Here is a 23,774-nt window from a genome sequence, read left to right on the forward strand (position 1 = left end):
GGATTACTTTGCACAAATGAAAATATATTTTTTGAATGAGCTAAATTTCGTACGTAAAGATGCTGGCTTTAAAGCAAGAAAGGATGCAGTGGATATCATTAGTGAAATGGGGCGTGTTCAGGTAATCAATATACCTCTTTGGGGCTCTTTGTTATCAAGACTAACAAATGGGAGTAAGCTATTTCATTTTTTACTGACGCTAAATCGAACAGATGTTTTTTTATTTAATTTTCCTATGCCTAAACCCTTTTGGCAGGTTTTAACTTTAGCAAGAAAGCTGAAAGGCTTTAAAATAGTGCCGCTGATTCATGATATAGATGCTTTGCGTGGTGGACACGGTAAGGACCCAATAAGGATTTTATCGTGTGATAAAATCATTAGCCATAATAAAAATATGTCTCTGTATTTAAAAAATAAGAGTAGTAAGAAAATTGATATTTCAGAAATCCACGCTTTTGATTATTACTTACCCTATGAAAGCGCTCCTCGTTTGATAAATGACCAACAAAGAGAAGTTATATTTGCTGGTAACCTTGATAGGGCAAAATGCGGATTTATTTACACCCTTGAAGATGTCGACAACATAAAGCTTTTTGGTGTCAATTATGCAGGCGGAAGCCAAAATTACATGGGTAGTTTTGATTCCCAGTTTCCTGATGCAATCAGACAGCCAGGTATCGTATTTGGCTTGATCTGGGATGGTGATTCTATTGAAACATGTTCTGGAAGTTTTGGCGAATATTTAAAATTTAATAATCCACATAAAACATCTCTGTATTTATCAATGGGATTACCTGTATTGATTTGGAAAGAAGCTGCTATTGCAAGTTTTATCATTGATAATAATCTCGGATTTGGTGTTTCGAACATCAAAGAAGCAATGAATATTGTTAATACTATAAGCTTAGAACAATACCAATTGATTAATTCAAATGTAGAAATAATATCAAAAAAGATAAGGCAAGGTTATTATCTATCAAAGGTTGTTGATGAGGTCATAGATGATTTTTCGATTCATTAAGAGATATGGTTTTTTCGGCACTGTTAGACTAGCGAGAGATGTACTAATTACAAAGCTATTTTTCCCAGATAGTTGTCGGATTGTACGTTATCCATTTTATATTCGTTGTGATAATAAGATCAGCTATGGAACAAAATTTACCTCTGGTGTTGGTCTTAGAATTGATCTTTTTGGTAGCGGTACGTTAGTCTTTGGAAAAAATGTCCAGGTCAACGATTATGTTCATTTGGCTGTTATTGATAGCGTTATCATAGGAGACAATACATTAATTGCGAGTAAAGTGTTTATAACCGATCATAATCATGGCATGATTGGGCAATCAGATAAATCAAGCTCGCCTCTCGTAATACCCTCGCAGCGCCCATTAGTCTCTGCACCAGTGGTAATAGGTGAAAGAGTTTGGATTGGTGAAAATGTGACAATCTTACCAGGGATTACAATAGGCAATGGTTCGATTATAGCAGCAGGTGCTATTGTAACTCATGATATACCTGATAATTCAATTGCTGCAGGTGTGCCAGCCAAAATAGTAAAAACATACAATTTTGAGACTTTTAGATGGGAAAGCTAAAGTTAGTAATTTCTGCCGTTAATTTCACGCATGGTGGTCCCTACACAATTTTAAAGGAAACCTTAAAAGCTGCTTCTGAGCTCGAACATATCGAGGTTGTCGCTCTTGTTAATAATAGTGATGAACTTAAGCTAAGTTTTCCAAAGATCAAATTCATAGATTTTCCAGAACCCAAAAAATCATGGTTGGCTAGAATCCGCTTTGAGTATTTTTCTTGCAGAAAACTTTCTAAAGAATTAAGAGCAACCCATTGGTTTTGCTTACATGACATGACCGCCAATGTCGTGACTAAATACCGGTTTGTTTATTGTCATAACCCGGCACCATTTTACCATAGTATAACATTGAGAGAGGTATTTTTAGAGCCAAGTTTTTTCATATTCAAGATGTTATATTCTAAATTCTATGGTTTTAATATCAAAAAGAATGATGCTGTTTTCGTACAACAACATTGGCTTGCTAATGAATTCAAACGCATTTACCAACTAAAAAAAATTGTCGTTTCACGACCGGAATTTGAAGTAAAAGCTCCTCCAAATTCTTCATTGAAAACCAGTGAAAGCAAGAATACCTTTAGCGATAACGATAAGATAATAATATTCTATCCTGCTGTAAGTCGTGTATTTAAAAATTTCGAGATAATTCTAGATGTTGCTCAAATGATGATTTCAGATCACCGAGTCGAGTTTAGAGTTACCTTTGATGGCAGAGAGAATAAATACTCTAAATTACTGTTGGAAAAATATGGTGCACTAAGTAATGTCAAATTTTTGGGTTACCTCTCAAAGAAGGATATGACCATTCAATATAAAGAGTCTGACATACTTTGTTTCCCTTCTAAACTAGAAACATGGGGCCTGCCGATTTCTGAGGCCAAAATGCATGGCTTATGGATCTTGGCTGCGGATCTACCATATGCTCATGAGACATTAGGTGTTTACCCAAAAAAGACTTTTTTCGACCCAAAAAATAGTGATGCTTTACATAACGCAATTCTTTCTTTTTTGAGTTGTAGATTGCCTGAGATCCATCATGATGATGTACTGGATTGTCAGTGTACTGAAGAAATTATTGGGTTTAATGCACTCATTTCATACATAGTGGATTTTAAATAGTATGGTGTATATAATAGTTGTTTCTCATGGTCATGACAATTTTATAAAAAAGCTCTTTAGTGGCTTGAATCTAACCTCTTCATTCTACAAAGTAATTGTTAAAGATAACCTGAATAATAAAGAGTTACAAAAATACTGTAATGGTCTAGAGAGCGTTGAGTATATTTCTAGTAACATGCAGTATGGTTTTGGAAAAAACAATAACATAGCAGCAAAGTATGCGATCGAGATACTTCATGCAAATAATAGCGATTATTTTTTAATTCTTAACCCAGATATCTATATTACGGATGACGTTTTGGTTGGTTTCATTCAATATAATATAAGACATGACATTCCCTTCTCAACGCTTTGTTTATATAAAAACTTTGAGAAAACAGAACACTATTATTCAATTCGCAACTTTCCAAATCTTATTGACTTTGCTTCTTCTTTTTTATTAGGAATAAATAAAACAAAATATATCAAAGAAGACATTTCAGAAGAGATTGAGGTAGATTGGTGTGCTGGCTCATTCATGCTCATTAAAGTAGCACAATATCGTAGCATTAAAGGATTTGATGAAGGTTATTTCATGTATTGCGAGGATATCGATATCTCTTATCGTCTAAGTTTATCTGGGAGCCGGCTTCGCTACATTCCTCACTTTGATGCTATTCATTATGCACATCATGATAATCGTAACTTTTTATCACAGGCCTTTAGATGGCACCTCAAAAGCATTGGTCGTTATTTGCTCAGAAAAATATTCTTGACCAAGAATAATTTTAGCAGAATTAAGTCATCGCTTTAATTCCTTAAATATTATCAATGCGATAGCTTAGTTAATGTTTTCATTTTTAGTCATATGCTATATGTTGCTCAGACACATATCGTTTACATCCTTAAGATGAAATAAGAAAGCATTTTTGATATGTTTAACATCCTGATCTACGCAGCAAGTTCACCTGATAGGAGTTTGTAATGTCCAAACAACAGATCGGCGTTGTCGGTATGGCGGTCATGGGCCGTAACCTCGCGCTTAACATCGAAAGCCGTGGTTATTCCGTTTCCATTTTTAACCGTTCTGGCGACAAGACTGATGAAGTTATCGCTGAAAACCCGGGTAAAAATCTGGTTCCGCACTACACCGTCGAAGAATTTGTTGACTCGCTGGAAAAACCTCGTCGTATCTTGCTGATGGTGAAAGCCGGTGAAGCAACTGATAAAACCATCGCATCCCTGACTCCATATCTGGATAAAGGCGACATCCTCATCGATGGCGGCAACACTTACTATAAAGACACCATTCGTCGTAACCGTGAACTGTCTGAGCAAGGTTTTAACTTCATTGGCACCGGTGTTTCCGGCGGTGAAGAGGGCGCCCTGAAAGGCCCATCTATCATGCCTGGCGGTCAGAAAGAAGCGTACGCATTGGTTGCGCCAATTCTTGAGAAAATCGCAGCGCGTGCTGAAGATGGCGACGCGTGTGTAGCGTATATCGGTGCAGATGGTGCAGGTCATTACGTCAAGATGGTTCACAACGGTATCGAATACGGCGACATGCAGCTGATCGCAGAAGCATATTCTCTGCTGAAACAGTCACTGAACCTGAGCAACGAAGAGTTGGCTACCACTTTCGCTGACTGGAATAAAGGTGAGCTGAGCAGCTATCTGATCGACATCACCAAAGACATCTTCACCAAAAAAGACGAAGAGGGTAAATACCTGGTCGATGTGATTCTGGATGAAGCAGCGAACAAAGGCACTGGTAAATGGACCAGCCAGAGCTCTCTGGATCTCGGAGAACCACTGACTCTGATCACCGAATCCGTTTTTGCACGCTACCTGTCTTCCCTGAAAGACCAGCGCGTTGCCGCTTCTAAAGTCTTGTCAGGCCCGGCAGTTAAACCTTTCTCAGGCGACAAGGCTGAATTCATTGAGAAAGTTCGTCGTGCTCTGTATCTCGGTAAACTCGTTTCTTATGCGCAGGGCTTCTCACAGCTTAAAGCGGCTTCAGACGAGAATAACTGGGATCTGAACTACGGTGAGATCGCTAAGATCTTTCGTGCGGGTTGTATCATCCGTGCACAGTTCCTGCAGAAAATTACCGACGCGTATGCAGAGAATGCATCAATCGCTAACCTGCTGCTGGCTCCTTACTTCAAAAACATTGCTGACGAATACCAGCAAGCGCTGCGTGATGTGGTGTCTTATGCTGTTCAGAACGGTATTCCTACACCGACCTTCTCAGCTGCGATCAACTACTATGACAGCTACCGCTCAGCGGTTCTGCCAGCAAACCTGATCCAGGCACAGCGTGACTACTTCGGTGCGCATACCTATAAACGTACCGATAAAGATGGTGTATTCCATACGGAATGGTTGGATTAATCTGAGTTAACTAACATATTAACGCCCCGCAGAGGGGCGTTTTTTTGGACCGGGTTTTTTTCCTCTTAAATCCCCGAGTGATTTTTTTCAGGGAATTCTTACGAAAATCATTGCTTATAATCCCAATTTTCTCTGGAAACCTGTCTATAATTGATTGGCACAAATTGCTGATCTAATGTGACTTTTTCTCTCTAGGGTAATCATGAATCAAGATAACAAAATGACCAATAATCTGTCTTCGAGACAAAATGAAGAAATTGACCTCATCGACGTCCTTATGCAGTTGTGGCGCGGTAAAATAGTAATCATTACAGTGATGATTTTGACAATTATTCTGGCGGTTGTATATTTGTCTGTGGCTAAACAGAAATGGACTTCTGAAGCCATAGTCACATATCCAGATTCAGGGCAAATTGCAAACTACAACAACGCCATGAGCGTACTGTATAGCCAGAATCCCGGAAATGCCCCGACAGTTGTCGATGTTCAGCAACGTTTTTTCGGTCGATTCAATTCTGCCATTTCTGCATTGTCAGAGCAGCTGGGTAACCAGGCGACTCCAGAAAAACTGACCATCGTACCGGCAGTAAAGGATCAACCTGTTCCCCTTAAAATTAGTTATACGGCGGCAAATGCTGCTGAAGCACAAAAAACACTGACAACCTACATTCAGCAGATCAACAAACGCGTTGTCAGCGAGCTGGATAATGACCTTCAAATCAGTATCAACTCTAAAATTGAAGATCTAAAAGAAGATTTAGCGACTAAAGAAAAAGTGGCGCAGGAGAAGAAAGATTTACGTTTGAAAATGCTGAATCAGGCTTTGATTGTTGCACAGGAATCCAATATCAAAGATACCCTGGTACAGCAGGCTGAAACACTTTCTGAAGACACGCTCTTTGTTCTGGGTAGTGATGCTCTCTCTGCCACCATTAAAAATGAAGCGACGCGTCCTTTGCCCCTGGACAGAACTTACTACAGTGCGCGTCAGTCCCTGCTGGCTATCACCGCGTTAAAATCTAAGCCTGATTCTACATATGCACTTCGTTATGTCATGAAACCGGATCTGCCAATACACAGAGATAGCCCTAAGAAAGTGTTAATTCTCCTACTCGGTGCGATTCTGGGAATTATTGTGGGTTCAGTGATTGTCCTTGGTCGTAACATGGTAAAATCCTACTTACCACGTTCCTGATAAAATTAAATACTAAAAAGCCGCCAATGCTTCTTCAGCAAAGGCGGCTTTTTTAGGTCCTGAATCTGGCGTTATTTCTTATGACGCTGACGCAGATTCTCAATCACAGCACTCAGATTTAAATCCTGATCCTGCAACAATACCAGCAGGTGATACATAAGATCTGACGCTTCATTCTTCAGTTCAAAGCGGTCATTGACGGTGGCGGCCAGTGCGGTTTCCACGCCTTCTTCACCGACTTTCTGCGCGATACGTTTGGTGCCGCTGGCATACAGTTTGGCGGTATATGAACTTTCCGGATCGGCTGTTTTGCGCGATGCCAGCAGTTCTTCCAACTGATATAAAAACGCCCAGTCAGTTTCGGCAGGGTGGAAGCAGCTGTTATTGCCTTTATGGCAAGTCGGGCCGACCGGATTGACCAGTACCAGCAGCGTGTCATTATCACAGTCTGGCGTGATGCTGACCACGTTCAGGTAGTTTTCTGATGTTTCGCCTTTGGTCCACAGACGTTCTTTGGTGCGGGAATAAAAAGTCACTTTGCCGGAGGATTGCGTAACGCTCAGCGCTTCCTGATTCATATAACCGAGCATCAGTACTTCACCTGATATCGCATGCTGGATGATGGCCGGCATCAGGTTATCCACTTTTTCCCAGTCCAGCTGGTTAATCTGTTCACCGGTCAGCTGACCGGTTTTTACGTCCTGATTACTCACAAGCGGATCTCCACGCCATTTTCGGCTAAGTAGCTTTTCAGCTCGCCGATATTAATAATTTGTTTGTGGAATACGGAAGCGGCCAGTGCGCCGTCAACCCGTGCTTCGCGGAATGCATCGAGGAAATGCGGCATTGTGCCCGCGCCGCCAGAGGCAATCAGCGGAACATGACATACTTCGCGCATCATCTTCAGTTGCGCAAGGTCGTAACCACTACGTACGCCGTCCTGATTCATCATGTTCAGCACAATTTCACCCGCACCGCGTTCCTGCACTTCTTTCACCCAGTCAATGGTCTGCCAGGTGGTGACTTTGGTACGGGCTTCGTCGCCGGTAAACTGATGCACCTGATAGGTGCCGGTCGCCGCGTCGTGCCAGGTATCAATGCCAACAACGATACACTGTACACCATACCGGTCAGCGAGGCGGCTGATCAATGTCGGGTCAGCCAGCGCCGGGGAGTTGATAGAAATCTTATCGGCACCGAACTGTAAAATCTGACTGGCATCTTCCAGGCTCTTAATCCCACCCGCAACACAGAAGGGGATATCGATGACTTCCGCCACGCGCGAAACCCAGCTTTTGTCCACCACACGTCCGTCGCTGGACGCCGTAATATCATAGAACACCAGTTCGTCCGCGCCTTCTTCGGCATAACGCTTCGCTAATGGCACGATGTCACCGATGATTTCGTGATTGCGGAACTGCACGCCTTTCACGACCTGACCGTCTTTAACGTCGAGGCAGGGGATTATCCGTTTTGCCAGCATGAAATTGCCTCCGTCGCAGTAAATTTACCGTCGAGCAATGCGCGCCCGACAATCACACCTTTTACGCCGCTGTCCCGTAATGCCGCAATATCATCCAAAGAACCGATCCCACCAGAAGCCTGGAAAGCCACCTGCGGATAACGTGCTGTGACTTCGCGATAAAGCTCAACGTTAGAACCCGCTAGCGTGCCGTCACGTGAAATGTCTGTACAGAGCACATGTTTCAGGCCGAACGGCAGATATTGATCGACAATTTCTTCCAGCGTGGCGTTGGAGTTTTCCTGCCAGCCGCTGATGGCCACATTTTTGGTGCCTTCAGCATCAATGCGTACATCCAGCGCAAGAACCAGCGCATCTGCGCCGAAACGGCTGAACCAGCCCTGTACGGTCTGCGGATTTTTTACTGCTGTTGAACCGACCACAACGCGGGTCGCACCGGCGCTGAGCAACGCTTCAACGTCTTGTTCGGTGCGGATACCGCCACCGACCTGAACAGGCACAGAAACCCCTGCAAGTAATTTGGTCAGCAAAGGGATCTGGCGTGCGGCCGGATCTTTCGCGCCAGTCAGATCCACCAGATGCAGAACCTGTGCGCCTTGCTGCTGATAATCTTGTAAGCGTGGCAGCGGATCATTGCCGTAGTCACGTTGCTGACCGTAATCGCCCTGATGCAAACGCACCACGCTGCCTTCGATCAAATCTAAAGCGGGAATAATCATCCTGTTTACATCTCCAGAAAGTTTTTCAGCAACTGTGCGCCAGCGGCACCGGAGCGCTCGGGATGAAACTGCACGCCGAAGAAGTTGTCTTTTTGCACGGCGGCGCTGAAAGGCTCACCGTAAAGTGTCTGCGCGATGGTGTTTTCGCATACCGGCATGGCAAATCCATGGACGAAATAGAAGTAGGCGTTTTCATCGATGCCGCGAAAAAGGTGGCTGTCGGCGTTAGCGATGACCTGATTCCAGCCCATGTGCGGCAGCGGCAAGCCCCTGTCCTGCATGCGTTTTACCGGTGTTTCGATAATGCCCAGCGTATTAATTCCGCCATTTTCTTCACTCGAAGAAGCCAGCAATTGCATGCCCAGACAAATACCCAGCACCGGTTGTGTGCAGGCTTTGATGAGTTCGATAAGCTCGCGCTGCTCAAGTTGTTCCATCGCGGCCTGAGCCGTTCCGACACCTGGCAAAAACAGTTTGTCAGCCTGCAACACAATTTCTGCTTCGCGGCTCACCGCCGGCTCATAGCCCAGACGTTGCACCGCATATTTCACAGAAGAAAGATTGGCGCAGCCGGTATCAAGGATAACGACATTCATCACAGCACTCCTTTCGAACTCGGCAGGGTGTTGCCTTCCACGCGAATGGCCTGACGCAGCGTGCGGCCAAAGACTTTAAACAGGCTTTCGACGCGGTGGTGATCGTTCTTGCCTTTGGTACGCAGGTGCAGGGTACAGGCCATCGCGTAAGACAGAGAGCGGAAGAAGTGCTCGACCATTTCGGTGCTCAGGTCGCCGACGCGCTGATAGTTAAATTCCGCTTTGTATTCCAGGTGCGGACGCCCGGAGATATCCAGCGCGCAGCGTGCCAGACATTCATCCATTGGCAGTACGAATCCGAAGCGGCCGATACCCCGTTTATCCCCCAGCGCTTTATTCAGCGCTTCGCCTAAGGCAAGGGCGGTGTCTTCAACGGTGTGGTGATCGTCGATATACAAATCGCCTTTCACTTCGATGTTCATACGAAAACCGCCGTGAGTCGCAATCTGATCCAGCATATGGTCGAAGAAGCCGACGCCGGTGCGGATTTTGCTTTCGCCTTCGCGATCCAGCCAGACATCCACATCAATCGCCGTTTCACGTGTTACACGGTTCACTTTTGCGTGACGGTCACGTTTAGTCAGCTGGTCAGCAATGGCGGCCCAGTTCAATGTATCGCGCTGATAACGCAGCCCGGCGATGCCCATATTGGCCGCCAGCTGGATATCGGTATCACGGTCACCGATCACATAGCTATTTGCCGTATCCAGCACGCCGCTTTCCAGATAACCGGCGACCAGTTTGGTCTTCGGTTTACGGCAATCGCAGTGATCCGCCGGAAGGTGCGGGCAAATCAGCACTTCGTCAAAGACGATGCCCTGAGAAGTCAGGATTTGCATCATCAGGTTATGCGGCGGGTCGAAAGTTTCCTGCGGGAAACTGGCGGTACCCAGACCGTCCTGGTTGGTGATCATCACCAGTTTGAAACCGGCGTTTTGCATTGCCAGCAGTGCCGGAATAACACCCGGCTCAAGAGCCAGTTTATCCAGACGATCCACCTGGAAATCTTCCGGTGGCTCCGAAATCAGCGTACCGTCGCGGTCGATAAACAGTGTTTTTTGCAATAACGGACTCTGGCTCACATGTGCTCCTTGCGGGGGCTATTTTGATTATCGTTGATGGTCATGGCGTTTGCGCCCGGCAGTGGTTGCAGGGCGTCAATCACGCGTTGCAATTCACTGCGCGTACCAATCGTAATACGCAGGCAGCCGGAAAGCCCCGGTTGCTTGTTCTGGTCACGCAGGATAATGCCCTGATCCCAGAGGTTTTTAAATACTGAACTTGAAGCGGTGAAGCGGACCAGCACATAGTTGGTGTCGCTGGCAAAGGCCTCTTCAACACAGCCGCATTTTTCCAGTTCTGCCAGTAACCACTCGCGGTTCTGCGTCACTTCTGTCACGCGCTGGCGCATCACGGCCAGTCCTTCCGGGCTCAGCGCCTGTGCGGCAATATCGGCCACCGGCGTAGATAAAGGATAAGGCGCGATGACTTTCATTAATAAGCCAATCAGTTCGCTGTTGGCGAGCGTAAATCCGCAGCGCAGACCGGCAAGCGCAAAGGCTTTGGAAAGCGTGCGCAAAATGGCCAGGTGTGGGTATTCCTGCAACCAGCCGGAAACTGTCGCCTGCGGGCAGAATTCGATATAAGCCTCATCGACCGCAACAATCGCGCGGCCACGGGTCATTTCCAGTACGGCGCGGATTTCATCCGGGTCGATAATATTACCGGTCGGATTATTCGGGCTGCACACGTAAACCAGTTTCACGCCATCCAGCGCGGCTTCAATGGCAGGAATATCCAGTGACCAGTCGGATTTGGCGGGGACGGTACGGCCTTCAACGCCAATGGTTTCCGCGCTGACGCTGTACATACCGTAAGTGGGCGGACAATAAAGGATGGCATCTTTACCCGGCTCGCAGAATGCGCGGATCAAAAGCTCGATGCCTTCATCAGCACCCCGGCTGACCAGCACCTGCTCGGGATCCACACCGGCGTAGGCCGCATAACGGTTGATGACCAACGCGGGCTGACATTCCGGATAGCGGTTAAAGGTCTGCTGCGTCAGTTCAAACTGTGGCGCGATGGCGTATTCATTGGCATTCAGCCAGACATCACCGTTTCCGCCCAGACGACGGGCAGACTGATACGGAGTCAGTTCCTGCACATTCTTACGAGCCAGCGCCTGAACGCTGCGATTGTTTTCGTTGCTCATCAGCGTTGCTCCTTTAAGGCATTCACGCGCAAAGTCACGGCATTTTTGTGTGCGGTCAGCTGTTCTGCCTGCGCCAGCGTTTCAATAGTATTCGCCAGACCCAGCAAACCTTCAGGCGTTAACTGCTGAACGGTCATGCGTTTCTGAAAATCGGCCAGACCTAGGCTGGAACAGGTCGCGGTGTAACCGTAAGTCGGTAAAACGTGGTTGGTACCGGAAGCGTAATCACCCGCTGATTCCGGTGACCAGTCACCGAGAAATACCGAACCGGCACTGGTGATGCTGTCGACAAATTGTTCCGGTTCACGGGTCTGCAAAATTAAGTGCTCAGGTCCGTACGCATTGCTGATTTCGATACATTGCGCGAGGTCTTTCGCCACAATCAGACGGCTGCTCGCCAGTGCCTGACGGGCAATCTCGCTGCGGGATAGTGTCTGCAACTGACGTTCAACGGCTTCGCCTACGGCCTGCGCCATTTTCAAATCAGGTGTCAGTAAAATCACCTGGGAATCGGGGCCGTGTTCTGCCTGAGAAAGCAAATCAGAGGCCACAAAGTCCGGCGTTGCGCCACTGTCGGCAATCACCAGCACTTCGGAAGGCCCCGCTGGCATATCAATCGCCGCGCCGTCCAGACTCTGGCTAACCTGACGTTTGGCTTCGGTGACATAGGCATTGCCCGGTCCGAAGATTTTTGCCACACGTGGCACAGTTTCGGTGCCGAAAGCCAGCGCGGCAATTGCCTGCGCCCCGCCAAGCTGATACACCTCTTCCACGCCACAAAGTCGCGCCGCATACAGAATTTCATCGGCAATCGGTGGCGGGGAACACAGCACCACTTTCTGGCATCCGGCGATACGTGCCGGAGTTGCCAGCATTAATACGGTGGAAACCAGCGGTGCAGAACCGCCCGGAATATACAGTCCGACGGACTGAATAGGGCGGGTCAGTTGCTGACAACGCACACCTGGCTGGGTTTCGATATCGACTACAGCCAGTTTCTGCGCCTGATGGAACGTATCGATATTGCGGACGGCGTGAGCCATCGCCTGTTTAACGTCATCGCCCAAACGCGCACAGGCGGCCTCGATTTGTTGTGCGGTGACGCGCAATTCCTGAACTTCAGTCTTATCAAAGCGGGCGCAAAACTCGCGCAGCGCACTGTCACCCTCACTGCGCACCCGGCGCAGAATTTCACTGACAGATTCGGTAATACGGTCGGACGCCGAAATTGCCGGGCGTGTCAGCAGCTCACGACGCTGTTGTTCGTCGCATTGCTGCCAGTCAATCGGGGTAGTGAACGCGTCAGGCTTCATGGCTTACTCCATCATTTTTTCGATTGGCAGAACCAGAATGGAGCTGGCGCCCAGCGCTTTCAGTTTCTCCATGGTTTCCCAGAACAGAGTTTCACTGCTGACCATGTGCATGGCCACGCGTTGCTGATCGCCCGCCAGTGGCAGAATGGTCGGACGTTCGGCACCCGGCAGCAGGGCCACGATTTCATCCAGACGCTCACTTGGCGCGTGCAACATAATGTATTTGGATTCACGAGCCTGAATAACGCCCTGAATACGGGTCATCATTTTGTCGATCAGCAGTTGTTTCTCTTGTGGCATTTCGCCGTCACGCTGGATCAGACACGCTTTGGAGCGGTAAATCACTTCGACTTCGCGCAGTCCGTTGGCTTCAAGCGTTGCGCCGGTAGACACCAGGTCACAAATCGCATCAGACAAACCGGCACGCGGGGCGACTTCGACAGAACCGTTCAGCAGGCAGGATTTGAAATCGATGCCTTTTTTGTCGAGGTATTGCTTGAGCAGGTGCGGATAAGAGGTGGCGATACGCGCGTTTTGCAGACTTTGCGGGCCGGTGTACTCGGTGTCCAGCGGCGTCGCCAGCGACAGACGGCAGCCGCCGAAATCCAGACGACGCAGGGTGAAGTAACGCGGATCTTCGCCCTGGGCGCGACGGCTCAGCAGCTCTTCTTCCAGCACGTTTTCGCCGATGATACCCAGATCAACCACACCATCCATGACCAGTCCCGGGATATCGTCATCACGTACGCGCAAAATGTCGATGGGCATGTTTTCAGCGAAAGCGATCAGACGCTGTTCCTGAAGATTGATTTTAATGCCGCAGCGCGCCAGTAATTCGCGTGATTCATCGCTCAGGCGACCCGATTTCTGCATTGCTATCCGTAAACGTGTTTTATCCAGCATGATGACCTCAGTTTCTCAATTATTTATATAAATCGTTTTGTGTAAAATTCTTTCACTTCAATCCGTCAGGCCAAAAAAAAGCCCCCGGAAGAAATCTTCCGAGGGCTATCTCTGCGTTCTGCGCCACTGGAAGATCTAAACAGTCTCCCAGCACCAATCGCCTGAAAGACTAGTCAGGGTGATGGTGATGATGGTGGTTAATCAGAACGTTTGTCATGTCAGTATCTCGATTCAGTGATTCAGGTGCCGCGTGATTCAGGTTTGAGTCATTAGCCACACATATCAAATTCATTGCTAATAAAAGTAAACTATCAGGCGGCGGCGGCGCAACCTTTTTTTCCGATGATGAGTTTTTCTTATCAGCGGAAGGGTTTTCATCTGTAAATTGAATAATCTGTTAACAGACCCGAAGAAAACCTTACGCAGACTGAACGGGGAAAAGGCGATATTTGCTAGTATAAAGGAAGATATCAGCAGTTGGTGATGTGATGCCAAATGCCTCTGAACAAACGGAGCAAAGTATGAAGAAGGTTTCGATTATCGGACTGGGCTGGCTGGGAATGCCACTGGCGATGGCGCTGGCGTCAAAAGGTTACGATGTGGTGGGCAGCAAAACGACGCCTGATGGCGTGGATGCCGCAAGAATGGTGGGGATCGAATGTTTCCCGCTGGTTTTCGCGCCAGAAATGGAGTGCGAAGCGGAAGACCTCGACCATCTGCTGAATGTTGATGCCCTGATTATCACTCTGCCTGCGCGCCGGACCGTCGAGGGAAGTGAAGTTTATTTCCAGGCTGTGCAGCTTTTAACTGACAGCGCACTGGCGCATAACGTCAAACGGATTATTTTCACCAGTTCGACGTCAGTTTATGGCGAAACGGAAGGCACTGTGCGCGAAGATTCTCCTCTGGAGCCGGTGACCACGAGTGGCAAAGTGCTTAAAGAGCTGGAGAACTGGTTCCACGGATTACCCAATACTTCAGTCGATGTACTGCGTCTGGCGGGTCTGGTGGGCGGAGACCGTCACCCCGGGCGTTTCATGGCGGGTAAAACGCAGGTGAAAGGCGGGCAGCACGGTGTCAATCTGGTGCATCAGGATGACGTGGTGGCGGCCATCGCGTTACTGCTCAGCCGGCCAAAAGGAGGGCATACCTTCAACTTATGTGCGCCGAAGCATCCTGCTAAAGCCGATTTCTATCCGGCACTGGCCAGACAGATGGGGTTGCAACCGCCAACATTTGCTGATGAAGCTTCAGCAGGAAAGGGCAAAATAGTAGATGGTGAGCGGATCTGCAAAGAACTCGGTTTTGAGTATCAGTATCCGGATCCGCAATCTATGCCTTTTTAATCGTCAAACGGTTTTTGGATAATAATAAGTTATGGCCTGCCTGAAATATCAGCAGGCCTTTTTTATTTGCTGTATTAACGTGCAACGACATATCAGATTACTTTGAATGAAAGTAATCACTGTTCAAAAGTATCCTGGAAGCGTATTTCAGGAATAAGACAATTGAATGACCTTCACTTTTGCAGGTTATTCACTTATACCTGAAAACCTCTGCGCAAAAGATGTGTTTTATTCGTATTTTGAGTGTGAAACTAGTCTGGTATAGCTGCGTTGGTAATAAAAATCTTATTCCCACGCTGTTAATTTACGCTTGCGCCACATAAACCACTTTTTTAACCCCAATCGCTAAAGTTTTACGGAAGAGGTGCCGATAGGTAAGCGCGGCCAAATCCGCTGTTTCATCACTTATCCTTATCAATCTGGTCTTATGACTGGATGTCTCCGCACGCACTGTAATAAATAATTACAATCATTTTCTTTTTACTTTTGAAACCACGTGGTTGCTCACGATTTCACAACAATCCGCACTTATTTTAAACACAATTCTTTAAGATTACTCCCCGAAAACCCCTGCCACGACTGGCTTGTGCATAATTAGCACAATGATCATGCTATTTGAAATTCGCAGCATAAAAAACTGCATGAACTATGATTAATTACTGTGTGTGCTAATCATTTGGCTTTAGGTGGTCTTTGTACAAAATGATCTAAAAAAGGCGAAAAAAGACAGTTTGAAGACAGCTTTTTAGACGGTTTTTTACTTTTGACTTAATTTTACGCAAATCCTCACGATAAATTGCACTTTTGGAGACAAAATAAATTTTAATAATGTGATCTACATCACACTTTATTCAAAATTCGTCCACGGCAAGATTGTATGTGTAAAGGAAACGGGGTTAGAGTTGCGTCGTAGTAAGATTATTCCTAATAATGTATGTAAAAGCGTTTCACTGAATGACACGCCATCACAGCAACGGACCCTGCCAGTACATCAAAACTAAAGTGTTTCACTAATACTTAGCAGTGCAATTGTCTCAATTAATTTAGTTTACATCAGGAACAACTTTGTATTGGCGGTGAAGTAAATACCGCGGGATAAATCTAATTGTCATCGTGAGATTTATTAAACAGCCAATGATTCAATTGTTTTGATAGTAAAAAATACTCCTGTCACGCCGGGTAAAATGCTCGCTGCATGGAATATGTCTATCAATCAGCCACCGTTAAAAGTGGCATCGGTAACGGGGTAGAACAGAATGTCCGAATTGCTTAAGCACATATATGATATCAACCTGTCATATTTACTGTTGGCGCAGCGTTTGATTAACGACGAGAAAGCCTCAGCGATGTTCCGGTTGGGAATTGATGACGTCATGGCCGACGCACTAGGCCAGCTGACGTTGCCGCAGATGGTGAAATTAGCTGAAACGAACCAGCTTTTGTGCCAGTTCCGCTTTGATGACAGCAAAACAATAGAACGCCTGACGCAGGAATCTCGAGTGGATGACTTGCAGCAAATCCATACCGGAATTCTGTTGTCCAGCCATTTGCTCAAAGGTCTGGCTGCGAAAGATAGCGGCGCGATGAAGAAAAGGGCGTAGCTATGTCTGGGAAAGATGCGTCAACCAAACCGGCAGAAAAAAGTATCGTTCAGGAAGCACGCGACATTCAGCTTGCCATGGAATTGATTACGCTGGGTGCCAGATTGCAGATGCTGGAAAGCGAAACGCAATTAAGTCGTGGCCGGCTGATCAGATTGTACAAAGAACTGCGTGGAAGTCCTCCGCCGAAAGGAATGTTACCGTTCTCGACCGACTGGTTTATGACCTGGGAACAAAACATTCATTCTTCCATGTTTTACAACGCGTACTCTTTTCTCTTAAAGAGCGGGCATTGTAATGGGGTGGAAGCGGTGATTAAGGCTTACCGTCTGTATCTTGAACAATGTCCGGAACAGCCAGGTGAAGCGCCGATCCTCGCGCTGACACGTGCGTGGACACTGGTCCGTTTCGTCGACAGCGGCATGTTGCAGCTCTCTGCCTGTAACTGCTGTGACGGTTCATTTATTACCCATGCACACCAGCCCCGCCACGGGTTTGTTTGCAGTCTTTGCCAGCCCCCGTCCCGAGCAGTAAAAAAACGTAAACTTTCCCCGCAGGTTGCCGATATAACATCTCAAGAGCTGGACGAACAGGTCAAGCGCGCAGTTTGAGATGATTGGGTTGCAGTCAGTCTTTCTGAGCGGTGGTAACACCGCTCATCAATTTCCTCCCGAACTTCTCAGTCATTATCTGGCACCGTTTATGCACGTTTTAGCTGCATAAATCTGGCAGCAACATGACGTCGCGCTTTTCCTCGCCCTAAAACCACAACGAATTAAGGATTCATCGTGCTAGTGATAATAGGTTACATCGTGGTGTTGGGCTCAGTGTTCGGCGGTTTCATGCTCGTCGGCGGTGAACTGGGCGCGTTATACCAACCCGCAGAATTACTCATCATCGCCGGTGCAGGCATCGGTGCCTTTTTCGTGGGTAACAACGGTAAAGCGATTAAATCCACACTGCGCGCGCTGCCTCAGCTGTTCCGCGCATCAAAATACAACAAAGCGTTGTACATGGATTTGATGGCGTTGTTGTACCGGTTGCTGGCGAAATCACGTCAACAGGGGATGCTGTCGCTGGAAAATGACATCGACAATCCCAACGAAAGCGACATTTTCGCTAATTATCCGCGCATCCTTGCCGATAAGCATTTAGTCGAATATCTGACGGATTACCTGCGCCTGATGGTGAGCGGCAACATGAATGCTTTTGAAATTGAAGCATTGATGGATGAGGAAATCGAAACTTACGAGCACGAAAGCGAAGTGCCCGCCAACAGCCTGGCGCTGGTGGGTGACTCGCTGCCTGCCTTCGGTATCGTGGCGGCGGTCATGGGCATCGTTCATACCCTGGCGGCGGCGGATCGTCCGGCAGCAGAACTGGGGGCGTTAATTGCGCATGCGATGGTCGGGACCTTCCTCGGTATCCTTCTGGCGTACGGTTTTATTTCTCCGCTGGCCAGTGTTCTGCGCCAGAAAAGCGCGGAAAACGCCAAGATGATGCAGTGCATCAAAGTGACATTGCTTTCAAGCATCAATGGCTATGCACCACAAATTGCCGTCGAGTTTGGCCGTAAGACGTTGTACACCTCTGAGCGTCCTTCCTTTATCGAACTGGAGGAGCACGTTCGCCAGGTTAAGTCACCGGGCCAGAAACAAACTGAAGAAGAAAAAGTATGAAGCATCAGAGCCATCCAATCGTTGTTGTCCGCAGGAAAAAGAGCAAGCACGGCGGAGGGCATCACGGCGGTTCGTGGAAGATTGCTTACGCTGACTTCATGACAGCGATGATGGCTTTCTTCCTGGTAATGTGGCTGATTTCGATCTCCAGCCCTAAAGAACTGGTGCAAATTGCCGAATACTTTCGTACACCGCTGGCGGTGGCAATAACCGGCGGGCCGCGCAGCAGTGATGCGACCAGCCCGATCCCGGGCGGCGGGGATGACCCGACCGTGCAGGACGGTGAAGTGCACAAAATGGATCAGTCGCAGGGCGAGAGCAAACGCGAGGCCGGTGATTTACAACGGTTGCAGCAAAAACTCGAAGACATGCTGGCGTCCGATCCGCGGCTGAAAGATTTGCGACCGCATCTGATGATCAACCTGACCGAACAGGGCTTACGCATCCAGATTATTGATAGCAAAAATCGTCCGATGTTCCAGCTGGGCAGTGCGATTGTCGAGCCGTATATGCGCGATATTCTGCGCGCTATCGGGCCTGTACTGGATGATTTTCCGAACAAAATCAGTCTTGCGGGTCATACGGACGATATGCCGTATGCGCAGGGCGAACGCGGGTACAGCAACTGGGAACTGTCGACAGATCGTGCGAATGCCTCGCGTCGAGAAATGATTATCGGCGGACTCAGCGAAGGCAAAGTGCTGCGCGTGATGGGCATGGGTTCCACCATGCAGTTGAAAAACCATCCGGCGGGCGACGCGATTAACCGGCGCATCAGCATTTTAGTTCTTAATAAACACGCTGAAGAAGCCATTGAACGTGAAAACAGCGAGGGCGAGGCGATCACCATCAGTGACGCAGGCGAACTGCAAAGGGCAGTGCCGGGACGACAGACGGCACCCGCGCTGGCGCCAAAAATAAGCCCGGCTCCGGCATCAGTACCAGCGGCACCTGATTCATCAGCAGCACCAGCACCAGTACAGGCACCATCAATACCCGGGATTGAGACGCAGACGCCAGTGACACCATCGGCAGGCGCTCAACCTGCGACGGCAGCTCCGGCTGTCGCGGCAGGCACGGCACCTGCGACACATTAACAAGCCGCGATTCACAGCAGAGGTGATCACGTGAGCATGGATATTACTGATTTTTATCAGACATTTTTTGATGAAGCAGACGAGCTGCTGGCAGACATGGAACAACATCTGTTGTTACTTGATCCGCAGGCGCCTGATGTTGAGCAGCTCAATGCGATTTTCCGCGCAGCGCACTCAATCAAAGGCGGGGCAGCAACGTTTGGATTTACGGTTTTGCAGGAAACAACGCACTTACTGGAAAACCTGCTCGACGGTGCACGTCGCGCTGAAATGAGCCTGAGCACCGACATCATCAACCTGTTTCTGGAAACAAAAGACATTATGCAGGAGCAACTCGACGCCTATAAATCTTCCCGGGATCCTGACGCAGAAAGCTTTGAGTATATCTGTGCAGCCCTGAGACAACTGGCCCTCGACGCACAGGAACAGCGCGAGCCTGCGGCAGATCTTCACGTCGTGGCAGACGAACCCGCCGCCGCGGCAGCACCGGCACCCGTTGCTCCGACAGCGGGCAGTGGCGGTATGCGTGTCCGTCTTTCCGGGCTGAAAACGCAGGAAGTTCCTGTGATGCTCGAAGAGCTGGGCAACCTGGGTGAAATCAAAGATCCGGTTCAGACCGCCGACAGCGTGGAAGCCACGCTTATCACCACCGTGACCGAAGATGACATCATTGCCGTACTCTGTTTTGTACTGGAACCGGAACAAATCAGTTTTACACAGGTGCCTGTTTCCGTGCCTTCCGCTCCTGTTGCGGCCTGCGCACCGGCAGTGGCTGAAGCCGCGCCGGTCGCCGTGCGCCAGGCTCCGGTTCTGACTGCTGTTCCCAGCAGCGAACCGCCGAAAGCGCGTGCGCCAAAAGCCGCTGAATCGACCAGTATTCGTGTCGCCGTCGAGAAAGTGGATCAGCTGATCAACCTGGTCGGCGAACTGGTGATCACCCAGTCGATGCTGGCACAGCGTTCTGATTTGCTGGATCCGGTGGTGCACAGTGACCTGCTCAACAGCATGGGTCAGCTTGAGCGCAACGCCCGTGATTTGCAGGAATCGGTGATGTCGATTCGTATGATGCCGATGGAATTTGTCTTCAGCCGCTTCCCGCGTCTGGTGCGGGATCTGGCCAGCAAGCTGAATAAACAGATTGAACTGACTTTGCTCGGCAGCTCTACCGAACTGGACAAGAGCCTGATCGAACGCATTATCGACCCGTTAACGCACCTGGTGCGTAATAGTCTGGATCACGGTGTGGAAACGCCGGAAGTGCGTCTTGCCAATGGCAAAGAACCGACCGGCAACCTGACGCTGTCCGCCGAACATCAGGGTGGCAACATCTGCATTGAAGTCATCGATGACGGTGCCGGTCTGAACCGCGAACGTATTCTGGCGAAAGCCGCGTCGCAGGGCATGAACGTCAGCGAAAACATGAGCGATGAAGAAGTCGGCATGCTTATCTTCGCCGCCGGGTTCTCGACCGCCGAGAAAGTCACGGATGTTTCAGGCCGTGGTGTCGGCATGGACGTGGTGAAACGTAACATTCAGGAAATGGGCGGCCATGTCGAAATTCATTCCCAACAGGGGAAGGGGACGACCATCCGTATCCTGCTGCCACTGACGCTGGCGATCCTCGACGGTATGTCCGTCAAAGTCGGCGAAGAGGTCTTTATTCTGCCACTGAATGCGGTGATGGAATCGCTACAACCGCTGGCTGAAGATTTGCATCCGCTGGCCGGTGGCGAGCGTGTTCTGCAGGTGCGTGGTGAGTACCTGCCGCTGGTAGAGCTCTACAACGTCTTCGATGTGAAAGATGCGAAAACAGAAGCTACTCAGGGCATCGTAGTGATTTTACAAAGCGCCGGACGCCGCTACGCCTTGCTGGTTGATCAGCTGATTGGTCAGCATCAGGTGGTGGTGAAAAACCTGGAAAGTAACTATCGCAAAGTGCCGGGCATTTCCGCTGCCACCATTTTGGGCGATGGCAGCGTGGCGCTGATCGTTGATGTGTCTGCCTTGCAGGCGCTGAATCGCGACAAACTGGCAACGGGCGTATCTGCCGCATAACAAGCACAGCTTCCGGTGACCTCAACCGTCGCCGGGTGTGAAAAACTCAGGCCAATTTAAAGATAAAAGCAAAGGTGAAAAACATGGCAGGACTTGCAACCGTGTCTAAAATTGCGGGCGAAACAGTAGGTCAGGAATTTCTGATCTTTACTTTAGGCGACGAAGAATACGGCATTGATATCCTGAAAGTGCAGGAAATCCGCGGTTACGATCAGGTAACCCGCATCGCTAACACCCCTGCGTTTATTAAAGGTGTCACCAACCTGCGCGGCGTGATCGTGCCCATCCTCGACCTGCGTGTGAAGTTCGCGCAGGAAGACGTGATTTACAATGAAAACACCGTGGTGATCGTGCTGAACTTCGAAAACCGCGTGGTCGGCATTGTTGTCGATGGCGTTTCCGATGTGCTGTCTCTGAGCCAGGATCAAATTCGTCCGGCACCAGAATTCGCGGTCACCATGTCGACTGAGTACCTGACGGGGCTGGGTTCGCTCGGCGACCGGATGTTGATTCTGGTGGATATTGAGAAGCTGCTGAGCAGTGACGAAATGGCGTTGGTTGATTCGGTAACTAAGATCTAAGTCTTTAACGTCAAGGTCAACGTCGTGGGCTCGCCGCCCACACTGGCCCAGAGACCCGCAATCGCGCGGGCCTCTGGACTCCACGCTCTTATCACTCCGCGCTGTCGCAGGCGCGGGGGACATGTTCTGCTACCACAGCGTGTGGCGCAAAACCTTTCCGCTTTGTCCTTCTCCGTCTGCGTGGAAGTGGGGTACGTATTTCTCCTTCCCCTGCGAAGGGGAAGGCCGGGATGGGGTATTAATGGCATCTCTGCAACTTCCTGCAAGCCATAAAAACTCTCTGGAATCAGTATCTCATCTCTGATATTTGCCCATTTTTATTGTGTGGATACCCAGTTATTGTCTGCTCGCTGCGGCAAAATCCGCAGTCGGGCTTAGGAACCTGTGCATAAAGGTGGCACGTTCATCGTGTCGGCGCTTAGTCTCAACTTTATAAAGTAGTTTCAATACTGCATTATGACGTTCTGGTGACTCAGGCGGGGCAGCCGTTTGGCTGGTCGGTAACCTTTGGCCGATTCCTAACCTTGTCTGAGTTACCACCTGCGAGCTTAGGAACTCCGGTGGTAACAGTTGTTACCTAAAGGAGAATTTGTGATGGAAATACGTACCCCCGAAATATCCCCCGATTCATGGACCATTACTGATCGCTGCCGTTTGCTGGCGAATGCGTTGGTGAATCCGCAAAACAGAGGTGCGCAGGATCAGTTGTGCATCATGCTGCACAACGAGCTGGAAATTCTTGAAGTGGCGCTATCGGAGCCGATTCCCGAGCATCGCAAGAATTTGGGCATCCCGAAGGATGACGGTTTATATGATTACGCCGATTCTGAACCTGATGAATTATGCGATCAGTGCATGGCGCTGACCTTCACGCTGATGACGCTGCATGACAAAAAGATAAAAGAAATCATCACGTATATTTTGTGGGAACGGTTCGAGATGCTGCGTTGCTCGCTGTATACCTCCTCTGAGGAGCTTGCCGCATGAACAAAGACTGGCATCAGGCCGATATCATTGCGGCCATTAAAAAGAAGGGCACTACGATGGCGGCCGTTTCACGCCGCGCGGGGCTAAGTTCTTCGACGCTTTCGAATGCACTAACCCGCAAATGGCCGAAAGGTGAAAGACTGATCGCAGAAGCCATCGGCGTGCAAGCCGAAACCATCTGGCCAGGCCGGTACACCGAAATCAAATTCAACTGAGAACGACGCCTTCCCCTGCGAAGGGGAAGGCTGGGATGGGGTATTAATGGCAACTCTGCGTTTACCCTCTTTTTGGCGTGTTCGCTAACCCTTTGTTTTTTATAAAACACAAACTCCATCAAAAAAAGAGGGTATTTCCTCCCAAACAGGAATAACCTCTTGTAGTTCAACGCCTGAAACAGAAAATCTAACAGTTCACTGCCGTACAGGCAGCTTAGAAATGTGAGTTTGGCGTTTTGCCGGTGCAATCAGGTGTTCACTGCCGTACAGGCAGCTTAGAAAGGAAGCATGCGGCAAGAGACATTCTCTACGTAGTTCACTGCCGTACAGGCAGCTTAGAAACGGATGGGATGCCTTTTGAAATAGAGCGTGAAGTTCACTGCCGTACAGGCAGCTTAGAAAAGTCAATACCGTCATAGCTCAAACTGATGCCGCGTTCACTGCCGTACAGGCAGCTTAGAAAGAGCGCGGCGGCTGTTGCTAGCATGGTTACCCGTTCACTGCCGTACAGGCAGCTTAGAAACCGTTGCGCCGGCAGTGGCCTGCGGCGTCAATGTTCACTGCCGTACAGGCCGCTTACAAACACATCATAATTAACTGAGGCTATCAATATAAGTCTACTGCCGCACAGATAGGGAAACCCTTCTTTAAAATTCACCCTTCAAAAAACTAATTAACCAAATAGCTTATTTGATTATCTAAAATGTATAGT

At 48.7% G+C, this 23,774-nt stretch carries 23 protein-coding genes, 1 CRISPR repeat array and 1 other annotated feature; of the genes, 15 read left to right on the forward strand and 8 right to left on the reverse strand.

Annotated features, from left to right (window positions below; translation table 11 throughout):
• The 6 genes from D6C13_RS01250 to wzzB form a co-directional block, all read left to right on the forward strand.
• A partial coding sequence (locus D6C13_RS01250; RefSeq protein ID WP_244212609.1) for a glycosyltransferase occupies positions 1-1,021 on the forward strand: 1,021 nt, incomplete at its 5' end.
• On the forward strand, positions 1,002-1,592 hold the full coding sequence (locus tag D6C13_RS01255; protein WP_120131037.1) for a DapH/DapD/GlmU-related protein: 591 nt from the start codon (positions 1,002-1,004) through the stop codon (positions 1,590-1,592). The genes D6C13_RS01250 and D6C13_RS01255, both read left to right, overlap by 20 nt.
• The gene (locus tag D6C13_RS01260) at positions 1,580-2,707 is read left to right on the forward strand and encodes a glycosyltransferase (protein ID WP_120131038.1); all 1,128 of its coding nucleotides are present in this window, start codon (positions 1,580-1,582) and stop codon (positions 2,705-2,707) included. Before D6C13_RS01255 ends, D6C13_RS01260 begins: the two co-directional genes overlap by 13 nt.
• A gap of 1 nt (position 2,708) precedes the next feature.
• Complete coding sequence (locus D6C13_RS01265; RefSeq protein ID WP_120131039.1) at positions 2,709-3,500, forward strand: glycosyltransferase family protein; 792 nt, start codon at positions 2,709-2,711, stop codon at positions 3,498-3,500.
• Between the two features lie 170 nt (positions 3,501-3,670).
• Entirely contained in the window at positions 3,671-5,080 is a 1,410-nt protein-coding gene (gene gndA, locus D6C13_RS01270; RefSeq protein ID WP_120131040.1) for an NADP-dependent phosphogluconate dehydrogenase, read from the forward strand.
• A gap of 202 nt (positions 5,081-5,282) precedes the next feature.
• On the forward strand, positions 5,283-6,275 hold the full coding sequence (gene wzzB / locus D6C13_RS01275) for an LPS O-antigen chain length determinant protein WzzB (RefSeq protein ID WP_120131041.1): 993 nt from the start codon (positions 5,283-5,285) through the stop codon (positions 6,273-6,275).
• Between the two features lie 71 nt (positions 6,276-6,346).
• Here wzzB and hisIE read toward each other — a convergent pair whose 3' ends face one another.
• The 8 genes from hisIE to hisG are packed head-to-tail and all read right to left on the reverse strand — an operon-like array spanning position 6,347 to position 13,501.
• A complete protein-coding gene (hisIE, locus tag D6C13_RS01280; RefSeq protein ID WP_120131042.1) occupies positions 6,347-6,988 on the reverse strand; it encodes a bifunctional phosphoribosyl-AMP cyclohydrolase/phosphoribosyl-ATP diphosphatase HisIE in 642 nt (213 codons plus the stop codon).
• Complete coding sequence (hisF, locus tag D6C13_RS01285) at positions 6,985-7,758, reverse strand: imidazole glycerol phosphate synthase subunit HisF (RefSeq protein ID WP_120131043.1); 774 nt, start codon at positions 7,756-7,758, stop codon at positions 6,985-6,987. Before hisF ends, hisIE begins: the two co-directional genes overlap by 4 nt.
• Entirely contained in the window at positions 7,740-8,477 is a 738-nt protein-coding gene (hisA, locus tag D6C13_RS01290; protein ID WP_120131044.1) for a 1-(5-phosphoribosyl)-5-[(5-phosphoribosylamino)methylideneamino]imidazole-4-carboxamide isomerase, read from the reverse strand. Before hisA ends, hisF begins: the two co-directional genes overlap by 19 nt.
• 5 nt (positions 8,478-8,482) lie before the next feature.
• Positions 8,483-9,073 (reverse strand): imidazole glycerol phosphate synthase subunit HisH, encoded by a 591-nt coding sequence (gene hisH / locus D6C13_RS01295; RefSeq protein WP_120131045.1) that lies wholly within the window; start codon positions 9,071-9,073, stop codon positions 8,483-8,485.
• A complete protein-coding gene (hisB, locus tag D6C13_RS01300) occupies positions 9,073-10,137 on the reverse strand; it encodes a bifunctional histidinol-phosphatase/imidazoleglycerol-phosphate dehydratase HisB (RefSeq protein ID WP_425272689.1) in 1,065 nt (354 codons plus the stop codon). Before hisB ends, hisH begins: the two co-directional genes overlap by 1 nt.
• Positions 10,138-10,151: 14 nt before the next feature.
• Complete coding sequence (gene hisC / locus D6C13_RS01305; protein WP_120131047.1) at positions 10,152-11,285, reverse strand: histidinol-phosphate transaminase; 1,134 nt, start codon at positions 11,283-11,285, stop codon at positions 10,152-10,154.
• Positions 11,285-12,598, reverse strand: coding sequence for a histidinol dehydrogenase (gene hisD / locus D6C13_RS01310; protein WP_120131048.1), 1,314 nt, complete (start codon positions 12,596-12,598; stop codon positions 11,285-11,287). Before hisD ends, hisC begins: the two co-directional genes overlap by 1 nt.
• 3 nt (positions 12,599-12,601) lie before the next feature.
• Positions 12,602-13,501, reverse strand: a complete 900-nt coding sequence (gene hisG, locus D6C13_RS01315; protein ID WP_120131049.1) for an ATP phosphoribosyltransferase — start codon at positions 13,499-13,501, stop codon at positions 12,602-12,604.
• 72 nt (positions 13,502-13,573) lie between these two features.
• Positions 13,574-13,695 (reverse strand) — a sequence feature (His leader region).
• 327 nt (positions 13,696-14,022) lie between these two features.
• Here hisG and D6C13_RS01320 point away from each other — a divergent pair.
• From D6C13_RS01320 to D6C13_RS01360, 9 genes are all read left to right on the forward strand, one after another.
• On the forward strand, positions 14,023-14,847 hold the full coding sequence (locus D6C13_RS01320; RefSeq protein WP_120131050.1) for an SDR family oxidoreductase: 825 nt from the start codon (positions 14,023-14,025) through the stop codon (positions 14,845-14,847).
• Positions 14,848-16,103: 1,256 nt separating this feature from the next.
• Positions 16,104-16,448 carry a flagellar transcriptional regulator FlhD gene (flhD, locus tag D6C13_RS01325; RefSeq protein ID WP_120131051.1) on the forward strand — a complete coding sequence of 115 codons (345 nt, stop codon included), beginning with the start codon at positions 16,104-16,106 and terminating at the stop codon, positions 16,446-16,448.
• Positions 16,449-16,450: 2 nt separating this feature from the next.
• Positions 16,451-17,059, forward strand: a complete 609-nt coding sequence (flhC, locus tag D6C13_RS01330; RefSeq protein ID WP_120131052.1) for a flagellar transcriptional regulator FlhC — start codon at positions 16,451-16,453, stop codon at positions 17,057-17,059.
• 177 nt (positions 17,060-17,236) lie between these two features.
• On the forward strand, positions 17,237-18,127 hold the full coding sequence (gene motA / locus D6C13_RS01335; RefSeq protein WP_120131053.1) for a flagellar motor stator protein MotA: 891 nt from the start codon (positions 17,237-17,239) through the stop codon (positions 18,125-18,127).
• Positions 18,124-19,224, forward strand: a complete 1,101-nt coding sequence (gene motB / locus D6C13_RS01340; RefSeq protein ID WP_120131054.1) for a flagellar motor protein MotB — start codon at positions 18,124-18,126, stop codon at positions 19,222-19,224. Before motA ends, motB begins: the two co-directional genes overlap by 4 nt.
• A gap of 36 nt (positions 19,225-19,260) precedes the next feature.
• Positions 19,261-21,279, forward strand: coding sequence for a chemotaxis protein CheA (gene cheA, locus D6C13_RS01345; protein ID WP_244212617.1), 2,019 nt, complete (start codon positions 19,261-19,263; stop codon positions 21,277-21,279).
• Between the two features lie 83 nt (positions 21,280-21,362).
• Complete coding sequence (cheW, locus tag D6C13_RS01350) at positions 21,363-21,860, forward strand: chemotaxis protein CheW (protein WP_120131056.1); 498 nt, start codon at positions 21,363-21,365, stop codon at positions 21,858-21,860.
• Positions 21,861-22,454: 594 nt separating this feature from the next.
• Complete coding sequence (locus tag D6C13_RS01355; protein WP_120131057.1) at positions 22,455-22,847, forward strand: hypothetical protein; 393 nt, start codon at positions 22,455-22,457, stop codon at positions 22,845-22,847.
• On the forward strand, positions 22,844-23,062 hold the full coding sequence (locus D6C13_RS01360; RefSeq protein ID WP_120131058.1) for a helix-turn-helix domain-containing protein: 219 nt from the start codon (positions 22,844-22,846) through the stop codon (positions 23,060-23,062). Before D6C13_RS01355 ends, D6C13_RS01360 begins: the two co-directional genes overlap by 4 nt.
• A 193-nt stretch (positions 23,063-23,255) precedes the next feature.
• A CRISPR array of direct repeats spans positions 23,256-23,645; the repeat unit is 28 nt; unit sequence GTTCACTGCCGTACAGGCAGCTTAGAAA.
• The last annotated feature ends 129 nt before the right edge of the window (positions 23,646-23,774 follow it).

It is taken from the genome of Rahnella woolbedingensis, from assembly GCF_003602095.1.
Classification (GTDB): domain Bacteria; phylum Pseudomonadota; class Gammaproteobacteria; order Enterobacterales; family Enterobacteriaceae; genus Rahnella; species Rahnella woolbedingensis.